This window comes from Paenibacillus sp. GbtcB18, from assembly GCF_019091125.1.
Lineage (GTDB): Bacteria > Bacillota > Bacilli > Paenibacillales > NBRC-103111 > Paenibacillus_F > Paenibacillus_F chitinolyticus.
Genome location: NZ_JAGXJX010000001.1, coordinates 836874 through 857359, shown reverse-complemented (window position 1 = coordinate 857359; position 20486 = coordinate 836874). Strand labels below are relative to the sequence as shown.

17 protein-coding genes are annotated in these 20486 nt (G+C 55.6%); 7 read left to right on the top strand and 10 right to left on the bottom strand.

Annotated elements, in window-relative coordinates; genetic code table 11:
- The first annotated feature begins 384 nt into the window (after positions 1-384).
- The 6 genes from bioA (at position 385) to KVT34_RS03900 (ending at position 7408) form a co-directional block, all read left to right on the top strand.
- A complete protein-coding gene (bioA, locus tag KVT34_RS03925) occupies positions 385-1746 on the top strand; it encodes an adenosylmethionine--8-amino-7-oxononanoate transaminase (protein WP_217556780.1) in 1362 nt (453 codons plus the stop codon).
- Positions 1743-2546, top strand: a complete 804-nt coding sequence (gene bioD, locus KVT34_RS03920; protein WP_217556779.1) for a dethiobiotin synthase — start codon at positions 1743-1745, stop codon at positions 2544-2546. Before bioA ends, bioD begins: the two co-directional genes overlap by 4 nt.
- On the top strand, positions 2543-3730 hold the full coding sequence (bioF, locus tag KVT34_RS03915) for an 8-amino-7-oxononanoate synthase (RefSeq protein ID WP_217556778.1): 1188 nt from the start codon (positions 2543-2545) through the stop codon (positions 3728-3730). The genes bioD and bioF overlap by 4 nt, the downstream gene beginning before the upstream one ends.
- Entirely contained in the window at positions 3727-4785 is a 1059-nt protein-coding gene (locus KVT34_RS03910; protein ID WP_254634517.1) for an alpha/beta hydrolase, read from the top strand. Before bioF ends, KVT34_RS03910 begins: the two co-directional genes overlap by 4 nt.
- Positions 4748-5686, top strand: a complete 939-nt coding sequence (locus KVT34_RS03905; protein ID WP_217556777.1) for a methyltransferase domain-containing protein — start codon at positions 4748-4750, stop codon at positions 5684-5686. The genes KVT34_RS03910 and KVT34_RS03905 overlap by 38 nt, the downstream gene beginning before the upstream one ends.
- 369 nt (positions 5687-6055) lie before the next feature.
- Positions 6056-7408: a lytic polysaccharide monooxygenase gene (locus KVT34_RS03900; RefSeq protein WP_217556776.1), complete on the top strand. Its 1353-nt coding sequence runs from the start codon at positions 6056-6058 to the stop codon at positions 7406-7408.
- 282 nt (positions 7409-7690) lie between these two features.
- Here the strand turns inward: KVT34_RS03900 and KVT34_RS03895 are convergent, their stop codons facing one another.
- From KVT34_RS03895 to KVT34_RS03875, 5 genes are all read right to left on the bottom strand, one after another.
- Positions 7691-9313: a phospholipase D-like domain-containing protein gene (locus KVT34_RS03895; protein ID WP_217556775.1), complete on the bottom strand. Its 1623-nt coding sequence runs from the start codon at positions 9311-9313 to the stop codon at positions 7691-7693.
- A 129-nt stretch (positions 9314-9442) separates the two neighbouring features.
- Complete coding sequence (gene rpmG, locus KVT34_RS03890; RefSeq protein WP_009673609.1) at positions 9443-9592, bottom strand: 50S ribosomal protein L33; 150 nt, start codon at positions 9590-9592, stop codon at positions 9443-9445.
- A 37-nt stretch (positions 9593-9629) separates the two neighbouring features.
- Entirely contained in the window at positions 9630-10838 is a 1209-nt protein-coding gene (locus KVT34_RS03885) for a GTP-binding protein (RefSeq protein WP_217556774.1), read from the bottom strand.
- A gap of 397 nt (positions 10839-11235) precedes the next feature.
- Positions 11236-12252: a potassium channel family protein gene (locus KVT34_RS03880; RefSeq protein ID WP_217556772.1), complete on the bottom strand. Its 1017-nt coding sequence runs from the start codon at positions 12250-12252 to the stop codon at positions 11236-11238.
- 25 nt (positions 12253-12277) lie between these two features.
- The gene (locus KVT34_RS03875) at positions 12278-12508 is read right to left on the bottom strand and encodes a hypothetical protein (protein ID WP_217556770.1); all 231 of its coding nucleotides are present in this window, start codon (positions 12506-12508) and stop codon (positions 12278-12280) included.
- Between the two features lie 169 nt (positions 12509-12677).
- Between KVT34_RS03875 and serS the strand changes: the two genes are divergently transcribed.
- Positions 12678-13964: a serine--tRNA ligase gene (gene serS, locus KVT34_RS03870; protein WP_217556769.1), complete on the top strand. Its 1287-nt coding sequence runs from the start codon at positions 12678-12680 to the stop codon at positions 13962-13964.
- Positions 13965-14110: 146 nt separating this feature from the next.
- On the opposite strand, the gene KVT34_RS03865 is transcribed toward serS, so the two are convergent.
- From KVT34_RS03865 to KVT34_RS03845, 5 genes are all read right to left on the bottom strand, one after another.
- A complete protein-coding gene (locus KVT34_RS03865) occupies positions 14111-14278 on the bottom strand; it encodes a hypothetical protein (protein WP_217556768.1) in 168 nt (55 codons plus the stop codon).
- Positions 14279-14301: 23 nt separating this feature from the next.
- Entirely contained in the window at positions 14302-15885 is a 1584-nt protein-coding gene (locus KVT34_RS03860) for a response regulator (protein WP_217556767.1), read from the bottom strand.
- Between the two features lie 6 nt (positions 15886-15891).
- A complete protein-coding gene (locus tag KVT34_RS03855) occupies positions 15892-17772 on the bottom strand; it encodes a cache domain-containing sensor histidine kinase (RefSeq protein WP_254634602.1) in 1881 nt (626 codons plus the stop codon).
- 148 nt (positions 17773-17920) lie between these two features.
- Positions 17921-19588: a type 2 periplasmic-binding domain-containing protein gene (locus KVT34_RS03850; protein WP_217556765.1), complete on the bottom strand. Its 1668-nt coding sequence runs from the start codon at positions 19586-19588 to the stop codon at positions 17921-17923.
- 40 nt (positions 19589-19628) lie between these two features.
- The gene (locus KVT34_RS03845) at positions 19629-20453 is read right to left on the bottom strand and encodes a carbohydrate ABC transporter permease (RefSeq protein WP_427517338.1); all 825 of its coding nucleotides are present in this window, start codon (positions 20451-20453) and stop codon (positions 19629-19631) included.
- Positions 20454-20486: the final 33 nt, after the last annotated feature.

Below are 20486 nucleotides of genomic sequence, written 5' to 3'. Positions count from 1 at the left end.
ATGGCTAGCAGATTAGATTTTTACCGTGGAGAAATTAATTGTGAGGTAATGGCATCATCTTAAATGTTGTGCTTTAGCTTTGAGAGGTAGGACAAAGACCAGCACGAAACGGGGAATTGCAATGCATAATGCTAGAAGAATGAACACCAGCACGGTGATCGCGTCGATATTTGCCGCATATATGTACGTCGTAGTTAAAGTGATTTTGTTTAAGTTTCGCAGTCCTGAGATTATTATGGACCAACTGCCGGTCAGAGCGAATCTTATTCCTTTCCATGAGATTGTCACTTATTGTGCGAACTTGATATTTTCGAATGAACGTTATATTGTTAACCTGTATTTATAGAATAAGGTTGACAATTAAAACGGAAGGATGCGGTTCGTTTGCTTACAACCTACAATCAATTGGCCGAACTGAACAAAGCCCATCTTTGGCACCCTTTTACTCAGATGAAAGATTACTGTGCCGCCGATCCCGTCATTATCGAACGCGGAGACGGCGTCCGGCTTTTTGACACGGAGGGAAAAGCTTATTATGACGGCTTCTCCTCCGTCTGGCTCAATGTTCACGGCCACTGTGTTCCGGAACTGAACCAGGCGATTATCCGGCAGCTTGAACTCGTCGCACACTCCACCCTGCTCGGACTAAGCAATATTCCGGCCATCGAGCTGGCCGCGAAACTGTCGGAAATCGCGCCTGACGGGCTCCGGAAAGTATTTTTCTCGGATTCGGGCGCAACCGGCGTGGAAATTGCCCTTAAAATGGCGTATCAATACGCCCGAAACAAAGGCATGGAGGGTAAACGAACGTTTATCACGATGAAAGAAGCTTATCACGGGGATACGATCGGTGCGGTTAGTGTAGGAGCGATTCCGCTGTATCATGAAGTTTTCCGTCCGCTGCTTTTTGAGGCGCATACGGTCCCTTACCCGGATTCTTACCGGCACCCGGGCGGCGCATCCGGCGCGATGTCCGAAACGCTGGAAACGCTGCGGCTTCTGCTCGAAGCACGCGCGGATGAAATTGCCGGTCTCATCGTCGAGCCGATTGTGCAAGGCGCCAGCGGAATCATCGTCATGCCTGAGGGCTGCCTTCGCGAAATCGCCCGGCTGTGCCGCAAGCACGGCGTACTGCTGATCGCCGACGAAGTGGCGACCGGATTCGGACGCACGGGCGCTATGTTTGCCTGCGATCTCGAAGACGTGGCACCGGATCTCATGGTGGTGGGCAAAGGCTTGACGGGAGGCTATCTTCCGGTGGCGGCTACTCTTGCGACCGACGAAGTGTACGAAGCCTTTTATGCGGACTACGAGGAGCAGAAAACGTTTTTCCACGGTCATTCCTATACGGGAAATCCGCTGGGCTGTGCGGTCGCCTTGGAAAATCTCCGGTTGATGGAAGAACGCCGTGTGGTGGAAAGCGTTGCCGCCAAAGCCGAATTTGTAGCCGGCAAGCTCTCTCCCCTGAAAGCATGCCCCCACGTGGGTGATATCCGGCAGCAAGGTCTTCTCATTGGAATTGAACTGGTCCGCGACAGGAATACCAAGGAGCCCTACGCCTGGGAGGAACGGGTTGGCGTTCACGTATGTACGAGAGCCCGGGAGCTGGGGCTGCTGACACGGCCGCTCGGCAATGTGATCGTCTTCATCCCCCCGCTGGCAAGCACAAACGAAGAGCTGGGGGCCATGACGGACATTATCGCCGCTTCTATTCGTGACGTTACAGAACAGGGGTGGCGGCCTTGAGTGGAATCCGGGGAATTTTCGTAACCGGGACGGATACCGGGATCGGCAAGACGGTCGTCATGGCCGCCCTGGCCGCCGCGCTGCGCTCGGAAGGCTGGAACGTGGGCGTCTGGAAGCCGGTTCAGTCCGGCGAACCTATCGGCAGCGGACTAAGCGACGCCGAAAAACTTGCGGCGGGAAGCGGCATTTCCGATCCGCCGGAAGAAGTGGCGTCCTTCACGTTTCGCGCACCGCTTGCGCCTTCTCTCGCCGCAAAGGCAGAAGGCGTTCATTTGACGATGGACATGCTTTATGAAGCCGGGCAGCCGTTATGTTCACGCTACGACGCGATGCTCGTCGAAGGAGCGGGCGGAGCGGCGGTGCCCTTGACGGAAGACGCCCTGCTCGCGGATTGGATCGCCTTTCTCCGCATGCCGGTGCTGATCGTGGCCCGCGCGGGACTCGGCACAGTCAACCACACCCTCCTGACGGTCTCGTTCCTAAGCCAGCTCGGGATTGACATTCTGGGTGTCGTGCTTAACGAGGGCATCTGCGCTCCGGGGGTTCAGGAAGCATCGGACGTACAAAACACGCCGGACGTGCCGGACCCGAGCATCGCCGGAAATGCCGCCTTAATCGAAACATTCGGCGGCGTCAAGGTTTTGGGCCGTTTTCCTCCTATAGGGGACGGGCCGGGGCCGCAACTGCTCGCGGATACCATACATTCGACACTGGATCTGGCTCCGGTCCGTTCCTTTTTGTCTAAGTGCCTGGAGCCGTCGCCGGAACTATCCGGAAAAGCTCCCGAGGTGCGGATATGAACACAATGAGCTGGATCGATAACGAACTGCGGGCGTTGGAGGACGAATCTCTGGAACGCACGCTGACGGATACGGGAGTATCCCGCGCGCTTCCCGGCTATTTGGTGCGCGGAGGACAGACTCTTCTTGATCTGACTTCCAATGATTATCTGGGCCTGAGCCGTCACCCGGACATCGCGGAAGCGATGCGCGGTGCGCTGCAGGAAAAATGCGGCTCGGGAGCGGCGGCTTCCCGGCTTCTTACGGGCAACCGGCCGCCTTACAGCGAGCTGGAAGCCGAGCTGGCCGTCTGGCAGAAGAAGGAAGCCTCGCTCGTCTTCGCCAACGGTTATATGGCCAACCTCGGTACGATACAGGCGTTGGTCGGCCGGGGGGACACCGTTTTTTCCGACCGGCTCAATCACGCCAGCATAACGGACGGCATCATCCTGAGCCGAGCCGGGCATGTCCGCTACCGGCACAACGATGTGGAGCATTTGGAACATCTGCTCAAAAAATCCGATAAAGCAGGGCGCAGGCTGATCGTAACGGATTCCATTTTCTCAATGGATGGAGATTCGGCCCCCCTTCACAAACTGGTGGAGCTGAAACATAATTACGGCGCGATGCTCATGGTCGACGAGGCTCACGCCGAAGGGGTGTATGGACCCAGCGGCGAAGGGCTCTGCCACGCCCTGGATGTGCACCGGGAAGCCGACGTCATCATGGGAACGTTCAGCAAAGCTTTCGGCGTGTACGGAGCGCATATTACCGGCAGCCGGACCCTGATCCGCTTGCTGGTCAACAAAGCTCGCCCACTCGTTTATTCGACCGCTCTGCCGCCGTCCGTTGCTGCCGGGATATTCCGAGCACTTGGGATTGTGCAGACCGCCCATGACCGGCGGAATCATCTCCGGGAAGTTTCCCGCAGATTCCGCCAAAAGCTTGCGCAAACCGGTTTGAGCGTGATGCCGGGAGACTCGCCTATCGTTCCCGTGATTGCCGGAAGCAGCCGCGATTCGCTTCGTTTGTGCGAGGCGCTTGAACGGCACGGTATCGCCGCCCCCGCAATACGCCCTCCGACTGTTCCGGCCGGCAGCGCCCGGGTCCGCTTCTCTCTTTCGGCGGCGCATAGCGATGCCGTCTTGGACAAGGCTGCCGAAAGTATCGTGTGCGCGGCAGAGGAAGCGGGGATTCACGCATGAAGCGTGCCCCTTATCAAACCTCCGGCGAAGGCATTCACCCGGTAATGGAACGAGGCGCAGAGCACGGCGAAAACCTTAGCGAGGAGTGCAGCACAAATAGCGCAGCTCGCAATTTAGGACATGGCACAGCGCACGGAGATAGACGTGTTGCCGAGCATAACGCAGAACAGCGTGCAAAGCAGCGCGCAAAGCACTCCACACCAATCGACACGGCGTTTGTCCTCCAACCGGGTAAATATAATGAACGTCCCCGGGCTTACTCGAAAAAAAGCGGCTCGATCCTGTGGCTCAGCGGCTGGAGTATGCCGCCTGCCGTCTTCGATGATATCCGGCAGGAGCTGCCGGAATTCCGCCATTTCTATGCGGATTACGGCTCGGCGGAATCCCCCGGGGCTATCACGGAGTCGGTCCGGCGCCTCGCTCTGTCCCTCCGGACCGGCGCACCGCATGGCGAACCGAGCAGCGAGCCGCATGAGAGCTCGGCTCCCGCTCCCCTGCTGATCGCGGGCTGGTCACTCGGCGGGCTGCTCGCCCTGCGGCTCGCTTCGGAAGGATTAGCGGCAGGACTAGTGCTGTTCGGGGCTACCGCGCGTTTTGTGCGCCAGCCCGCCGAGCAGCAGTCCGGCTGGGCTCCCGCTTCCGTGCAGGCCATGATTCCCGCGCTCCGCCAAGATGCGGACCGGGTGCTGCATCAGTTCCGCAGGCAGATGTTCACGAAAGAGGAGCGGCGGGACGGACTTGGCGCCGGCCTTCCCGAAGCGAGCGGCTGGAGCGTGCCGGGGCTTATCGCCGGCCTTGAGCTTCTTGTCTCCGAGGATGTGCGGGACGAGCTGCCGGACATTCACTGTCCGGCCCTGTTGATTCACGGTACGCACGATAAGATATGCCCTTACGGCGCGGCACTGGAAATACAAGCGGGCGTTCCGCAGGCCGTGCTCGTGGAAGCCGCCGGATGCGGACATGGTCCCTTTCTGCAAAAAGAACGGCAAACCGCCGAAACGATAAGGAGCTGGTGGAATGACTCATCTGAGCGGCAGAATCCGGCGCCAGTTTGACCGGAGCGCAGCCGGGCTTTACGACCAGAATGCCGCGGTTCAGCGGTATATGACCGCGCAGCTTGCCCGGTTGATCCGGGACGAGCTGCAGTCCCCGCCGCACAGCCGGTTTGCCCGTATTCCGGCAGACCATCTGCCGGTGCTGGAAATCGGCTGCGGCACGGGCCTGCTCACGGAGCGGCTGGCGGCTTTGCTGCCGCCCGGCGGCGAAATGACCGCGGCCGATCTCTCGCCCGCCATGCTGGAAGCGGCGAAAAACCGGCTGGGGGCACGCAGCGGGCAAAGCGATCGCGGATCCGGCGCTCCCCGGAAATCTTCGGCGCCGGCGCCTGCATCGCCCGAATCCCCGGACAACTGGCCCGACTCAGTCCGCTTCCTCCAGACGGATATCGAGAAATGGGCCGCCGATGCCTCCGCTTCTTCTTACGGGCTGATCGCTTCCAGCGCCTGCTTCCAGTGGTTCACCCGCCCTGCGCAGACGCTGTTTCACCTGCACAGGCTCCTAAAGCCCTGCGGCAAGTTGATGTTCGCCACCTTCGGCCCCGCTACGTTTACCGAGCTGCACCGGTCTTTCGACAAAGCTTACCGGTCTATGGAAGTCCCGCCGCAGCGGCACGGTTTGTCTTTTCATAGCGGGGACGAGTGGACGGATATGTTGCGTCAAGCAGGCTTTGGCGAGATTCGGACGACGCGCCTCGTGCGGACCGAGTATTTTCCCAACGTCGCCCTCTTCTTAAAAAGCGTGAAAGCTCTCGGCGCAAGCACGACTAACGCCTTACAGGTGCCCGGACTAAGCCCCAGGCGGCTTTTCGGCAGCATGTTTGAACACTACGAAAAAGATTTCGGCACACAGGGACGTATCCCGGTTACTTACGAGCTGCTGTTGATCCGGGCGACTTGAAACGATTCATGCCTTCGTTCGACTCTTTTCTTTTTCCCTCGATAGTTTAGAAATAAATGATTGAGACCACATGGTAAATGATGTATATTTTAGTTATAAAAGGCTTGTTCGTTTCCTTGGAGCTTACTTCGTAAGTCTCCTCCCTGTTTTATGTAAGCGTTTTAAAACCCTGCATTCGAACCTGGTATAAGCTCTCACGAGAGTTTATATAACTCCCCTACCGAAAGGAGGCAGACCGGCAACCTTGTGAACGCAATCGTCCGAAAACACCGGTTTTACCGAAAGGAGGTTATGACGAATTTAGTAGCGTTTGTGCGCAGCGTCCCTTCGTTCCGATTCGAACCCCAACCCATTCAAGGAGGCTCTATTATGACCCCAATCTCGCTCCGCAATCCCGTCCTGGCCAAGTGTCTGATCGCAAGCGGACTGGCACTTGCTTTGATGTTCTGCCTGCTACTTTTTACCGAAAAAGCGTTGGCGCACGGATATATCGAATCACCGGGAAGCCGCGGTTACCTGTGCGCTGCCGGCAAAAATAAAAACTGCGGCGCTATTATTTACGAGCCGCAAAGTCTCGAAGCCTACAAGGGATTCCCGGCAGCCGGACCGGCGGACGGCAAAATTGCCAGCGCAAGCGGCCTCTTTCCGGAACTCGATCAGCAATCGGCCACACGCTGGACCAAAGTGAACATGTCTTCGGGAACGAATACGTTCAAGTGGACCATTGAAGCCAATCATGCGACTACAAGCTGGAAGTACTATATCACCAAGCAGAACTGGGATCCGAACGCGCCTTTAAGCCGCGCTTCCTTCGATCTGCAGCCTTTCTGCTCCGTCAACTTCAAAGGAAAACAACCGGGATTCACGTACACGGACACCTGTAATGTGCCGAGCAGAACGGGTTACCAGGTCATTCTGGCCGTTTGGGAAATCGCGGATACGGAGAATGCTTTCTACAACGTAATCGATGCCAATTTCGGCGGCGGAGGCCCGGTGGATACAACGGCGCCGACAGCCCCGTCAAACGCGGCAGCTTCCAACATTACGGCGACCGGCGCGACGATTAGCTGGAGCGCGTCGACGGATAACGTCGGAGTGACGGCCTACAAGATTTATAACGGCTCCACTCTCGTGGGCACGACTGCGAACGGAACGACGCTGAGCTACAACGCGACCGGATTGACGGCGAACACGTCCTATACGTTCACGGTCCGCGCCACGGACGCGGCCGGCAATGATTCGGCTGCCAGCAACGCCGTGACGTTCAAAACAACGGCTGCCGCATCCGATACGACAGCGCCTACCGCTCCGTCCGGGCTGCAGGTCGTCGGTTCGCCGACTTCTTCGTCCGTTTCGCTTAAATGGGGCGCTTCCACCGACAATGTCGGTGTAACCGGCTACCGTGTCTATCAAGGCGCCGCGCTCGTAAAATCCGTCTCCGGCACAACGCTGGATACCGTGATTAGCGGATTGAGCGCCAGTACCGCTTACACGTACACGGTGCGCGCATTCGATGCGGCCGGCAACGAATCGGCTGACAGCAATGCCGTCAGCGCTACGACCTCCGCTCCTCCGGCAACCGCTCCGTGGGCTCCGAACACCGCATATACGGCGGGCACGCTCGTAACGTATAACGGCAGCACATACGAGTGCAGGCAGTCGCATACTTCCCTGGTCGGCTGGGAGCCTGCCAATGTTCCGACCCTGTGGCTGAAAAAATAAACTTCAGTGCGTGCGCTTCCGTTCGCTCCTCCTTTTAAACGAACAAGAGCGGCCCTCCCGTTATCCGACGGAAGGCGCCGCTCTTATTTTGTGACGCTAAACCGGTTCAGGTGTACGCACCCGTCGTACCGTATGCGGAGCTGTACGGCTGCATGTAATCGCACGCGGAATATCGGGCAGGAAGTCCCGTCATTCTTACCGTTCGGCCCGTATATCCCGTACACGCCGTACTTCCCGTATGTCCCATACATCATGTATATCCCGTCGATCCCGTGGAGCCGGTCAGGTAAAATTTTGCGTCAGTTTGTTCCAATACGTGGATGGATGCAGGGCGGGATATTTAAAAAAGATTTCCGGCCCGGAGATTTTCTCCGAAACTCTCAAATCATAGTCGATCATTTTTTTCACTTGGTCCGCAAACGATCTGCCTTTGACCAGCACCCCCAGCTCGAAATCGTGGCAGGCGCTTCGTTCATTAATATTGTAGGAACCGTGAAACACGCAGCCGGACCGTTTGTCATAGGTGATTTTCCAATGAGAAAACCGCTCCGTATGACTGTAGTCATAGAAAGCCACGCCTTTGAGAAAAGGCTCGTACATGTTGCTGCGCACCGCCGAACCGTTGGTCGGATGGTCGTTCACACGCAGGGGATTGCATAACGCGATGCACCTCGACCTCTCTTCATCCAGGCTTTTCAGCTTGTCCCAGAAGGCTTGGTCGATCAGGTACGGATTGACGATCACCGTTTCGTCACCGGCATACGTGAGCAGGGACAAATAATACTGTTGGATCACGTTCACCGGATTCCCGGGAAAACTCGCGTATAACGTGCACTCTTCGTCACCGAAGCGCATATCCGTCTCCGGCTTGTAGAAAGAATCTTCGGGATCGAAAACGTCGCCGCCAAGCACCGTCCATTGGAAGGAAAAGATCCGGTTCAGCGTTAACGCTGCGGCTCCCCGGATTCGGAAACACCCGTCGTGCCACTCTTCTTCCCGGGCCGGTACGCCAAGCTTCGGACCCCTGTCCCCCTCCGCATAAATGGGTTCGGGATCGGTCAAAACCGGCGTATCGAACAAATACTGATCCCCCACGTTCACGGAGCCGACAATGGAGCTGATTCCGTCGACAATCATAAACTTGCGGTGATTCACCACGTTGACTCCCATCGTCATCTGCTCCTGAACGTAATCCTGGAGAAACAGGCTGCTTTCGGGCACTCCCCGGGAAGCCAGCTCCGCTCTCTTGGCAGGCCATTCGTCTTTGCCGTAGCACGTTTTAAACGTATTGATGACCTGTCCTCCGGCTTCTTCGAGCTGTTCGATCACTTCCTCCATATCTCCCACGTCGAGGTTCTTGTCGTACCCCAAAGCCGTAATTCCGAAATCGGCCATCAGCCGGACTTCGACGCCCCGCTTCAGCGCATCCAGCAGCGCTCCGGCAATTTTTTTCCCGGATCGGTCGTTAAAAAACAGCATCACGGAAAAATGGATATACCGCTCCGCTTTCCCGATCTCGTCCAGCAGGACACGCAGGCAGTCCGGACCGTTCACGTAGGCTTCGACCCTGTTACCGGACGTTGTCTGCGGCAGCAGGGCGTTCAGCTTCGCCAAATCCAAGCGCCCCACATATGAACCCAGTTCTTCGATTACCTCCCGCCTGACGCCGGGGATAGACAGAAGCTGCTCATAACTCGTAAAAATGCCCCCGATTTCCTGCCGGTAACGGGCGGCCGCCTCGAACGGGATGTTAGCGGAGGCAAAATCCACGGCCTGCCGAGCTCCTTCGATCACCTTATCCACCGGCCCCCGGGAAAGCAGGTAATTAATGAAATTTTTAATTCCCTCCCGCACTGCTGCCACATCCTCACAGGAAGTTTGTTTCGTATCTTTCGGTTTTTCCATCGTCAACCCTTCTCTCTCTTAGCTGAGGCCATGTCTACTATACTTTTAAACAAAAAAAAGAGCGGTCACCCGCTCTTTTTCATCCAAAATCAGGAGATGCTCTTCATGTATGGATTTGATGCCGTTTCTTCAGCGCGTTTCCCTGTGCAGCGTGTGGCGCTTAAGGCGCGGACAGTATTTGCGCAGCTCCAGCCGGTTCGGCTGAGTTTTCTTGTTTTTCGTCGTCGTGTAGTTGCGGTCGCCCGTTTCCGTGCACGCCAGCGTAACCGTCACTCTCATGCCCATTCACCTCCTCTTCATACTCTTCCTGCTTCGTCTAAAAAGTGGGCTCGTTCAGCTCACCGACCAAATTAGGCAGTTCATCCGCAAACCGGCTCCAGTCGCTCCGCATTTCTTCCTCGGTCAGCAGACAGGCGTCCAGGGAACGGACAATTTCCTCTTGATCCAGATCAAGCCCGATAAACACCACTTTGTTGATGCGATCACCGTAAACGGGGTCCCAGTGCGTTATGGAATCTCCTTCTTCAGCAAGGATAGCCTGTTGCTCCGTTTCGGGGAGCGCGGCCACCCAGTAGCCCGCCGGTCCGAACCGGATCGAAGGCCCCGCCTGGCTGAGATTCTGAGCGAACTTGTTCCGGGTAGCGAGCCACATGATTCCTTTGGCTCTGACGATTTCCGCCGGCCAGTCCTCCATCCAGCTTTTCAGACGCCGGGGCTCGAAGGGCAGGGCGCGCTCATACACGAAAGAAGAAATTCCGTACTCGTCTGTTTCGGGCGTATGCTCCTCCTTCTCCATTTCCCTTATCCAGCCCGCGGAAGTGCTGGCCTCCTCGAAATTGAACAAATTCGTGTTCAAAATCTCGGCCGGTGCCACCTCGCCCATAACGGACCGGATGAATTTCGCTTTCGGCTGAAGGGAACGGAGAACGCGTTCCAGCTCCAGCAGCTCGTCCGGGGCGATTCTGTCGCATTTGTTAAGCACAAGCACGTCGCAAAATTCGATCTGGTCGATGAGCAGATCGACCACGTCCCGATTGTCGTCGTCGCTGACGGCCTGATTGCGGTCCAGCAGCGTTTCTCCCGAAGCGTAATCATGCCAGAACCGGAAAGCGTCCACGACCGTAACCATCGTGTCCAGACGGCAGTACCGGGTCAGATCGATGTCCTGCTCCTCGTCGATATAAGTAAAAGTCTGAGCTATAGGCAGCGGTTCTCCGACCCCGGTCGATTCGATCAGAATATAATCGAACCGGTTTTCTTTCGCCAGCCGCTCCACTTCTTTCAACAGATCGTCGCGCAGGGTGCAGCAGATGCAGCCGTTGGACATCTCGACGAGACTTTCGTTCGTCCTTGAAATCCCCCCGCCGTCGCGGATCAGATCCGCATCTATGTTCACTTCGCTCAAATCATTGACGATAACGGCCACCTTTAAGCCGTCCCGGTTATTCAGCACATGATTCAGCAGCGTTGTTTTTCCGGCACCCAGGTAGCCGCTTAAGACCGTCACGGGTATTTTGTTATCCATTTCTTCGCACTCCTTTATTGGTACTTAGTAGCGTGTCACGATAACCGAATTCCGCCTCGTTAAAGCGTCGATTAGCATTTCCGTCTCCTTCTCAATCCCGCTATGTAAGGTAAACGACTTTCTCGCCCTTATATTAATAGTAATCGTTACGATTACGTATAACGGAAAATATACCGTCTTTTAATACTCCTGTCAACATCAAATTGAGCGTCCACGAAACATATCCCCCGCTTCAACCGAATCTCGAAACGTTGAAAGACACGCTTTGGGGATCTCATATGAGCCATTAAGCCCGGTTCTGCATAAAAACAAGCCAAACCTTTTCCAAGGTTTGGCTTGTTGGTTGTTGCTCGGTCCGCCGTTTATCTCCGGCAGCCCGCTTTTTTGAACGATTAAGTTATGTATGTTCTCGCAAATGCTTGTACGTCTCGGGCGAGCATACGACGAACAGCTTCGCGTCCGCCGGAATCGGATCGTTCAACCGTGTATTGATGCTTAAATCCTGCCGGTCGGCGAGCAGCGTCGCCCCTTTTTTAAGGAGGTCCTGAAAGGCATCGGAATAGTTCGCCCAAGCGGGATTGACCGGCACTTCGTAAATTTCTCCCCCGTACTGCCTGCTGATCAGCTGCATGTACAGCTCAACGCTGCCCTCGTTCAGCGCCGACCGGACGGCCAGCATGGAAACCGCGTCGTGCGATAGAATGAAATCGTTTACCTTTACGTGCCGGAAGTTCTGAATATGCTTCTCCGACATAATTTCCGCGGTCGTATAAACATCGGGAGCGAGTCTTTCGATGCTGGCCGCGATAAGCAGCGTTTTGCCGTCCACCAGCGACGAACCGCTGCTCATTTCATCGGCGAAAATAATGGCCGACCTGGCTTTATCCAGCCCGGCCCGGATTAGCGTCTTATCTAGAGTGGGATCGCCGCTTACAAAATGAACCTTTTTGTGATCATACGGAATTTTCTCGTTTTCATCTATGATGACGATTTCCAGTTCGGGGTCTGTTGCGATGAGTTCTTCTACGGCGGAATAAGCCTTCTTGTTCCAAGTGATCACAACAATGTGATCGCGGCCATGATAGTTCACTTTTCCGGTTTCCCTCCTTATTTTCAAGTTCGCAAAGGCATCAATGATTTTTCCGATTACGAGACTGAGAAGTCCGATTCCGAACAGATACAGAAAGATCGTGAACAGCTTGCCCAAAGCTGTTTTCATAAAATAATCGCCGTACCCGACGGTCGCCATCGTCGTCATGACCCAGTACAGGCTGTTGAACCAGGTCTCGAACGTGTCCGGTTCCAGCCAATAAGCGAACACGGAGGCGAACAGCACGAACAGCAGGGCCAAAACCGCCAGCAGCCCGTTGCTTAAACGTAAAATCCGGTGGGCGTAACGCAGAAAAAAATGCAAACCTCGACACCTCCATGTGTTTATTTTACGGAAAATAACGGAAATTGTCTTCATTTGGCATGAAGAAAAAAACAAGCTGCCGCAAGGTGGCGTTCCACTCAACAACGGAGCGGGCAATCCGGGTTTCCGTCCGATGTCGGCGGATGGGGGGTTGAATCCTGCGCGGACCTGGTATATACTTAGCAAAATCATTGATATCGGTATCACGCCCGTGAAGAGAATCCAACTCGGAGGCGTTTTCGCCAAGGAGAAGCACAGCGCTTCCCCTAAGTTAACCGGGTCCGCCCGTTACCGCGGAACTAAAGTGGATCGGACGCCGCAAACGTCCGGTCAATTTGGGTGGCACCGCGAGAACATAAAAGCGCTCCTCGTCCCATGAAGACGACGGGCGCTTTTTGTATACCCAAAAAAAGGAGTGCGGTGCCATGTTAGACGTAAAATGGATACGGGCCCATCAAGCGGAAGTCGAGTACGCAGCCCGGCACAAAGGAATCGAAGTTTCCATCCCGGAGCTTCTGGAACTGGATGAGGAGCGGCGGAGCCGACTGGCCGAGATCGAAGGGCTGCGGCAGTCGCGCAATGCGCTTACCGAAGAAATCGGCATGCTTCTTAAGCAGGGCGATCAGCCTGAGGCCGCACGCAAGAAACAAGCGGTGAAGGACATTCATCTGCGTCTGAACGATCTGGAGGCGGCGTACCGGTTAGCCGATCAGGCATACACGGCGGCGATGCTGCGCGTGCCGAATCCCGTGTCGCCCGATACGCCGGCCGGACAGTCCGACAAAGACAATATCGAGCTGTACCGGGCAGGCACTCTCCCCGATTTCGCGTTCGAGCCGAAGGATCACGTAGCGCTAGGAAACCTTCATCGCATGATCGACATCCCCCGCGGCGTGAAAACAGCCGGCCCCCGCCAGTATTATTTGACGGGCGCGGGAGTTCTACTGCACCGGGCGGTTCAGCAGCTTGCTCTCGATCTGCTCACGGAGAAAGGCTTTATGCCCGTGGACGTGCCGCTGATGGCGCGAGGGGATGCCCTTGTGAACACGGGCTACTTTCCGCTCGGGGAAGATCAGACTTTCAAGCTGGCCGAAGAAGACAAATGGCTGGTCGGCACCTCGGAGGTCCCGCTTGTCTCCTACTACAGCAATGAAATCGTGGATCTTGCCGAGCCTGTAAAGATGGCGGCCGTCTCCCTCTGTTTCCGGAGCGAAGTCGGATCGGCCGGAAAAGACGTCCACGGACTGTATCGCGTCCATCAATTCGCCAAGGTGGAGCAAGTCATCATTTGCGAGAACAGTCTGGAGAAATCGGATGCGCTGCTGCGGGAGATTACTGAAAACGCGGAAGAATTGATGCGGCTGCTGGAGCTTCCGTACCGGGTCGTGGCGGTTTGCTGCGGGGATATGGGGCAAAAAACGTATAAGCAGTTCGACATCGAAACCTGGATGCCGAGCCGAAATGCCTACGGGGAAACGCATTCGTCGTCCAACCTGCTTGACTTCCAGGCCCGGCGTTCGAACATCCGCTTCCGCAATGCGGAAGGACGGCTGACGTACGCCTACACGCTGAACAACACCGCGGTCGCTTCGCCGCGTATTCTGATTCCGCTGCTTGAGAATCATCAGCGGGAGGACGGCTCGATCCGCATTCCCGAGGCGCTGAGAAAATACATGAACGGCTTCGGGGAGATCCGAGCCGTACAGGAATAGAAAAACTGCCGGAGCCGAAGAGGCTGCCCCGAAAGTCACGAAAGTGACTAAGGGACAGCCTCTTTTTAACGGTACGCATTGAAGGTACGCATTAAAGGTACGCATTAAAGGTACGCATTAAAGGTACGCAAACGGTTCGCAAAGGTTTACGGAGCCGCCGTAAGGACGAAAGCTTCCCAGGCTCCGCGGGCGGAGTCCCGGTTCGCGATCAGCACAGCTCCCTGATTCAGAACGGCGCTAACCACTTGGTCGTTCGCCGGCGTTTCAATCCCACGCTTCCGTTCGGCAGCGCGATTTGCCGGAACTTCTCCCACTGCAGGATGTCCGTTATTTCGGGTTATCCTTCCATGTAACGTTTAGCGCGGTATTCCTGCGGGGTGATGCCTTCTTTTTCCTTGAAGACCCGGGTAAACAGCTTCGTATTCTCAAAGCCGACCTGTTCGGCGATTTCATACACTTTGGAATGACTGCTTTCCAGCAGCTCTTTAGCCCGGGAAATGCGGATTTTTTTAAGATAGCCGACGAAGTTGTCCCCGGTATATTCCTTAAAAATTTTGCTGAAATACGTATAGTTCAGCGATACATAGTTGGATACCATCGCCATATTGAGATCCCGGGCATAATTTTCTTCCATGTATTTGACCGCCCGCTTGATTTCGATATGATCGACGTGCACTTGTTTCATTCGGCCGACGTATTCGTCCAGCAGCTCGACCAGACGTTCCGCGCAATCCGCGTATTCGTGGTAATGTTCGAAATTGTCAATCGTGCCGGCTTTTTTGTATATTCTCAAAATCTCCACGGATTGCTCCCCGTACGTATGAAAAACCTGATCGAACACATCCTTGTTCAGCAGGCTCGAGACCGCTTCCACGTAGGCAATGCCTTCTTCGCGCGCTGTACGCGCGTCCAGAACATGCGCAAGCAGCGCTTTGATTTCCCCGAGCCGTCCCGTTCCGAGCTTATTGGAAATTTGCCGGATGTGCTCGCGCGGGATTTCTCCGCGGTCCCGCTTTTCCTCCAGCTCCTCTGCAAGCTGCACGCTGCCCCCCGCCGAAGCGATAAAGGTGCTGCGGAGGGCCCTCAGCGCCTCGCGGTAGGCTTCCTTGAACAGCGCCGCATCGCTCTTCTCCCGGCTGACGCCTCCGCGCAGCAAAGGCCGCCCCCCGGCCGGGACAGCCGCCCGCAGCAGGCGCGGCACGCCCTCGCCCGGCGCCAGCAGGACAAGGCTGCGGTCCTTGTCCATGAAGACGAACGTGCTCGCGCTGTTCAGCAGCGGCTGCAGGTCCGGCGGAATCAGCCGTTCCAAACGTGCGAGTCCTTCGTCCAGCTCACGGGGGCGCAGATCCGGCGGAAAGCGCAGCAGCCCGAGCCTCCAGACGCTGCCGCTGTCCGTGAATCCAACGGTAGCGAGCCGCTGCCGGATTTCGGCTGCTTCCATCTCCGGATGCATCAGAATATAATTCAGCTGACTCGAATGGAACGATTCAAGCTCGCCGGAGCCGGCTGGGAACTTACCCGGCTGCGCCTCCTGCCGGGCTAGCTGCCGGTCCAGCTCCTTCTCGGCCTGCCGCAAGGCTTCGTAGAGCTCTTCGCGCACGATCGGCTTTAGCAGATAGCCTTTGACTCCGTTGCGGATCGCTTCCTTGGCGTAAGCGAAGTCGTCATGCCCGCTCAGTATAAATACGAGCGGCTTGGCGGGCAATGTTTGCAGCTCGCGAAGGAGCGTTATTCCGTCCATTCCGGGCATGCGGATGTCCGTAATGACGATATGGACGCCCCCCTGGCGCACAATCTGCAGCGCTTCCTCTCCGTCAGAGGCGAGTTCAATCTCGTAAGTCCCGGCAAATTCCCTCCGGATCATGGAGGAAACCCCCAGCCGGATGTTTTTTTCATCGTCTACAATCAACAATTTGCGCATAAGCCGTTATCCCCCTCCGGTTAATGAAAGCAACGGCAGGTTCAGGATAACCTCCGTCCATGCCCCTTCCCTGCTCGTTACCTGCAGCCCGTACTCCCTGCCGTAGTAAAGCCGGACGCGCTGGTTCACATTTCTCAGGCCGATTCCGCTGCCCTCCCGTTCGCGAAGTTCTTCGGCGGAATGCCGGTGCCGGAACGCTTCGTCCTCCATGTTCATCGTAAGCCTAAGCTGCTCAAGCTTATGCAGCGACATTCCTCTGCCGTCATCGTGAACGCTGATGGACATGCGGCCGTCCAGCTCCCGCGCCTTCACGGTAATCACCAGCACATCCTCGCCGCCTGCCGAGCGGATTCCGTGCTTAACCGCATTTTCCACGATCGGCTGGAGAGACATCTTGGGCAGCTTCTGGTCCCAAAATTCAGGCGGAATCTCAAGCTGCAGCCGCAGTTTATCGTCATAACGGATGTTCATAACGGCGATGTAATTGCCGATATGCTGAATCTCGTCTGCCAGTCGCACATAATCGCTGGTCCATTTCAGGTTGTACCGCATCATGCCGCCGAGCGAGGTCAGGGCGTCCGAAAGCGCGTACTGTCCCCTGATTTCAGCCATCATTTTCAAATTTTCCAGCGTGTTGTACATAAAATGGGAGTCGATCTGGTTTTTCAGCGAGTTCAGCTCGGCTTCTTTCGTCGCCGCCTGCTTATTGACCGCCTCCACGATCAGCTCGTTGATTTTGCGCAGCATAAGACGAAAATGATGGGCCAGTTCCCCCACTTCGCCTCCGCCTTGAATGTCGATATCGAAATGAAAATTGCCCTGGCGCACCCTTTTCATCGAATTTTGAAGCACATGCAGCTTTTTCAGAATGAGCGACAGCAGAAAATACGTCGTCACCGCCAACAGCGCGATTAGGCCGGTCATAGCCAAAATCAGGTTATTGCGCGTCTTCGCGATATCCGAAAACGGCTCCTCCAGGGAGACGATGTTCAGCATAAAAGCATCAAGCCGGTCGAGCTTCGCGTACACGCACAAATACCGGGTTCCTTTGCTTGTAAATTCAAAGCTGCCGCCGGAAGAAGCATCCCGGTTCAACCGGTCGAGAAACCCGGATGGCGCCAATTTGCGAAAGAAAGCGGTATCATAAAGGGTGTGAACGGCCCCGCTTCCGTCGACGATCATCATCTGCGACTGTCCGTCCTGCACCCGGCTGAACGTTTTCGGAAAGAATAGATCGAAGAACATATCAACCTGCACGATCGCCTCATGCTGGCCTTTAACGAAGCTGACTTCCCGCAGCAGCGATACTTTCCCCCGTTCATCCATCGAGGGGACGGACGTATCCCGTGTGAGATCCGGGTCCGAATGTCCGAAAACCCACTGGACAGTGCCCGAGCTTTCTTTTACTTGTTTGTACCAGGGCTGGCCGGTAATCCGGGACTCGCTGAAAAAAACCGGCCATATCTCTTTCACGTTCGCATTGCTCGTGAACAACCGGATATGAGCGAGATTCGGGTTGTTGAACTGAAGACGCAGCAGGTTGTCGTAAGCGTTCCGGCGGTATTCGAGCAGCTCGTTCACTTCGAGATTGCGGTTGCTCTGCAAATATTCCGCGACGGCCGTATCGGAAACGATCAGTTGGGCGGTTCTCTCCATCGTTTCCATATGATTGTAAATATTGGTTTTCTCCACTTCCAGCATCGACTCGTTCGATTTCACAATTTCCCGAATCGTGCTCTCGTAGAAAGAACTAAACAAGTACATCGAAAGCAGCACAACCGGAATCAGCATGATAAAAATATACGAGACGATCAAGCGGGTCTGCAGCGGAACGGCGCCTGCCGCCTGGATCGTCCGGGCTTTCCAGCCGGATAGCCGGCTTGTCATATCCACCGCATCACACCCTAGTCGAGTATCGGAAAAAAGAAAGCCCTACCGCGCAGCGCAAAAGAAAAATTATGGGAATCGGACTAGTTCCAGTATATCGCCAAAACTCCAAAAAACCCAGAAGTCTGGGTTCTTTGAAAAGCTTATTTCAAAACTGCTTAAGCTTCTTTAGATTGTCCTCGTACATTTTCTGCCGGTACGCTTCCACTTTGGCGATGCCCGCGTTTTCGCGATCTTTCAGAAACTTGGCGAAAATCTGGTCGAATTCCCCGTCGCTCTTGGCGAGCAGCAGCTTCGGCAGCGCCTTGCCCCACAGCGCCGAAATTTTGCCCGCGATGATCCCTTCCTCGGAAGTCCCCGTCGGATTCACCTGATCGAATTGAGAGAAGCTTTTCGTCTTCCCTTTCGTCCAATCTTCCAGTTGCTTGAACGGTTCCACGGCGGGCGGCGCCCATTTCAAGTTCATCGTCGTATCCATCAGCATCCAGAATGTATAGGCGGACCCGTACCGTTTGTCGAACGCCGTACGGTCTTTGTTGAGCAGAGCGAGCGCCTCCGGTTTGAACTGGTCTTTGCCGTCAATCGTATCGTAGGAAACGCCTTTCTCTCCGAGATAGAAATCCTTCTGACCTTCTTCGCTCAGCATATACGTCAGAAAACGGATGGCCCTGGCTTTATCCTTGACGTCTTTGGAAATCAGCGTGACCGTCCAGCCCGAAATCGTGCCTCCGCTCAAGACGGGCGGGTCCTGTTTCGCATTGCCGGGACCGTCCACGGCGATATACACGGAGTTCGGGTCCTTGGCATACAGCACATTCTGCTGAGCGGCGAAGTCCGTGCGCTGATACATCATCGCGAAGTAGCGCCCTTGGGCGATTTTCTCTTCCATCTGCGGCCGCTTGTCGATAAAAATGTCTTTGGCCAGCAGCCCCTCCTCATTGGCTTTGCGGAACGTTTTCAGCCATTTGACGTACTCGGGGTCCGTGGTGCGGTCGTACAGCTTGCCGTCTTTTTCCATCGGAATGGCAAGGAAGTTCTGCAGAATGGAAGAACGCTGGTTATAATCTTCCAGCGAATAATTGCCGGTGTCCCCGAATTCGTGCAGTCCGAGCGGAATGAGCGGCTGTCCCCCCACTTCGGGAAACTTTTCTTTCGCGGCCTTCAACGCGCCGAGAAACCCTTCCGGCGTCCGCATATCGGGCTTGCCGAGCGCCTCGTACATATCTTTGCGGACCAGGAATGTCTGGTTCGACGTCTGTTTGTCCCCCGAAGTCTCGTAATCCTTAGGAGAAGCCGCGGCGTTGGGGTAGCCGTATACGTTACCGTCCGGCTGCGTATACCACGACACCTTGGCGGGGTCCGCCACCTTGACGAAATACGGATCGTACTGGTCGGCAAGCTTGTTGAGAGGAAGCACCATCCCGCCCTCGATCATTTTCTTGACCCCGTCCTCATACCAGCCGAGCGTGATAAAATCCGGCAGCTTGCCCGACGCGATCATCGTATTGAGCTTCTCGTTCTCGTTGCCGGCGGGTACGATCAGGTTAAGATTCACGCCGGTTTTCTTCGTGATATACTGCGAGGTCGGATCGGCTCCCCATTTGCTCCCGAACCAGGAGAAATTCAAATACCAGTCGAACGTGACGGGCGACGTGTCGCTCTTCCACCCCGGCGCGTTCGGGTCGATCTTGACTTCCGCGGGTGTGGAGCCCGGCTTGGCCGTTTCGCCTCCCGGGCCGCTTTGCGTGCATGCCGCGGCCGTTAAAGCGAGGACGCCGCTGAGAACCAGAGGAATCAGCCTGCTCGTTTTGCGCATAAGATCGGTCTCCTTTTATACGAATCATAAGTGGTTCAAACTAACCTTTGATGGAACCAATCATAAACCCTTTCACAAAATACTTTTGCAGAAACGGATACGCCAGAACAATCGGGAGCGTGGTGACGACCATCGTCGCCAGCTTGATTGACTGGGAAGTGACGTTCTTGGCCATCCCGCCCGGAGCCGCGGCCAGCATCTGGTTCGAACTGGATTGGGCCACTACCCTGTAAAGGAAGGTCTGGATCGGCTGAAGATCGGAATTGTTGATATAGATCATGCCCGTAAAATAATCGTTCCACTGATATACCCCGTGAAACAAAGCGATCGTGGCTACGACCGGCATGGATACCGGCAGCACGACTCTACAAAAAATCGTAAAGTCGCCGGCTCCGTCGATTTTCGCCGCTTCTTCGAGCCCCGCCGGAATTTCCCGGAAAAAGGCGAGAAAAATAATCAGGTCGAAGAAGTTAAACAGCGCCGGAACGATGTACACCCAGAAGCTGTCCAGCAGTCCCAGGTCACGGATGAGCAAATAGGTCGGAATCAGCCCCCCGCTGAAAAAAAGCGTTACCGTGCCCAGCATCATATACGCCCGGCGTCCGACCAGCTCCCTGCGGGAGAACGCGTACGCGACCATGGAGGTGAAAAACACGTGTGCCGCAGTGCCGATTACCGTTTTTGCCACCGTAATGCCCATGGCCTTCATAATCCCCGTATTTTCAAAAACGGCCCGGTAATTGTCCAGGCTCGGCACCCTCGGCCACCAGTAAATCCCTCCCTGCATCGCATCGGTTCCGTTGTTGAACGAATGAACCAGCACGTACCAGATGGGATAGAGCGTCACAAAACAGACAAGCAGCATCACGAGCCCGTTTAATCCGTCAAAAATTGCTTC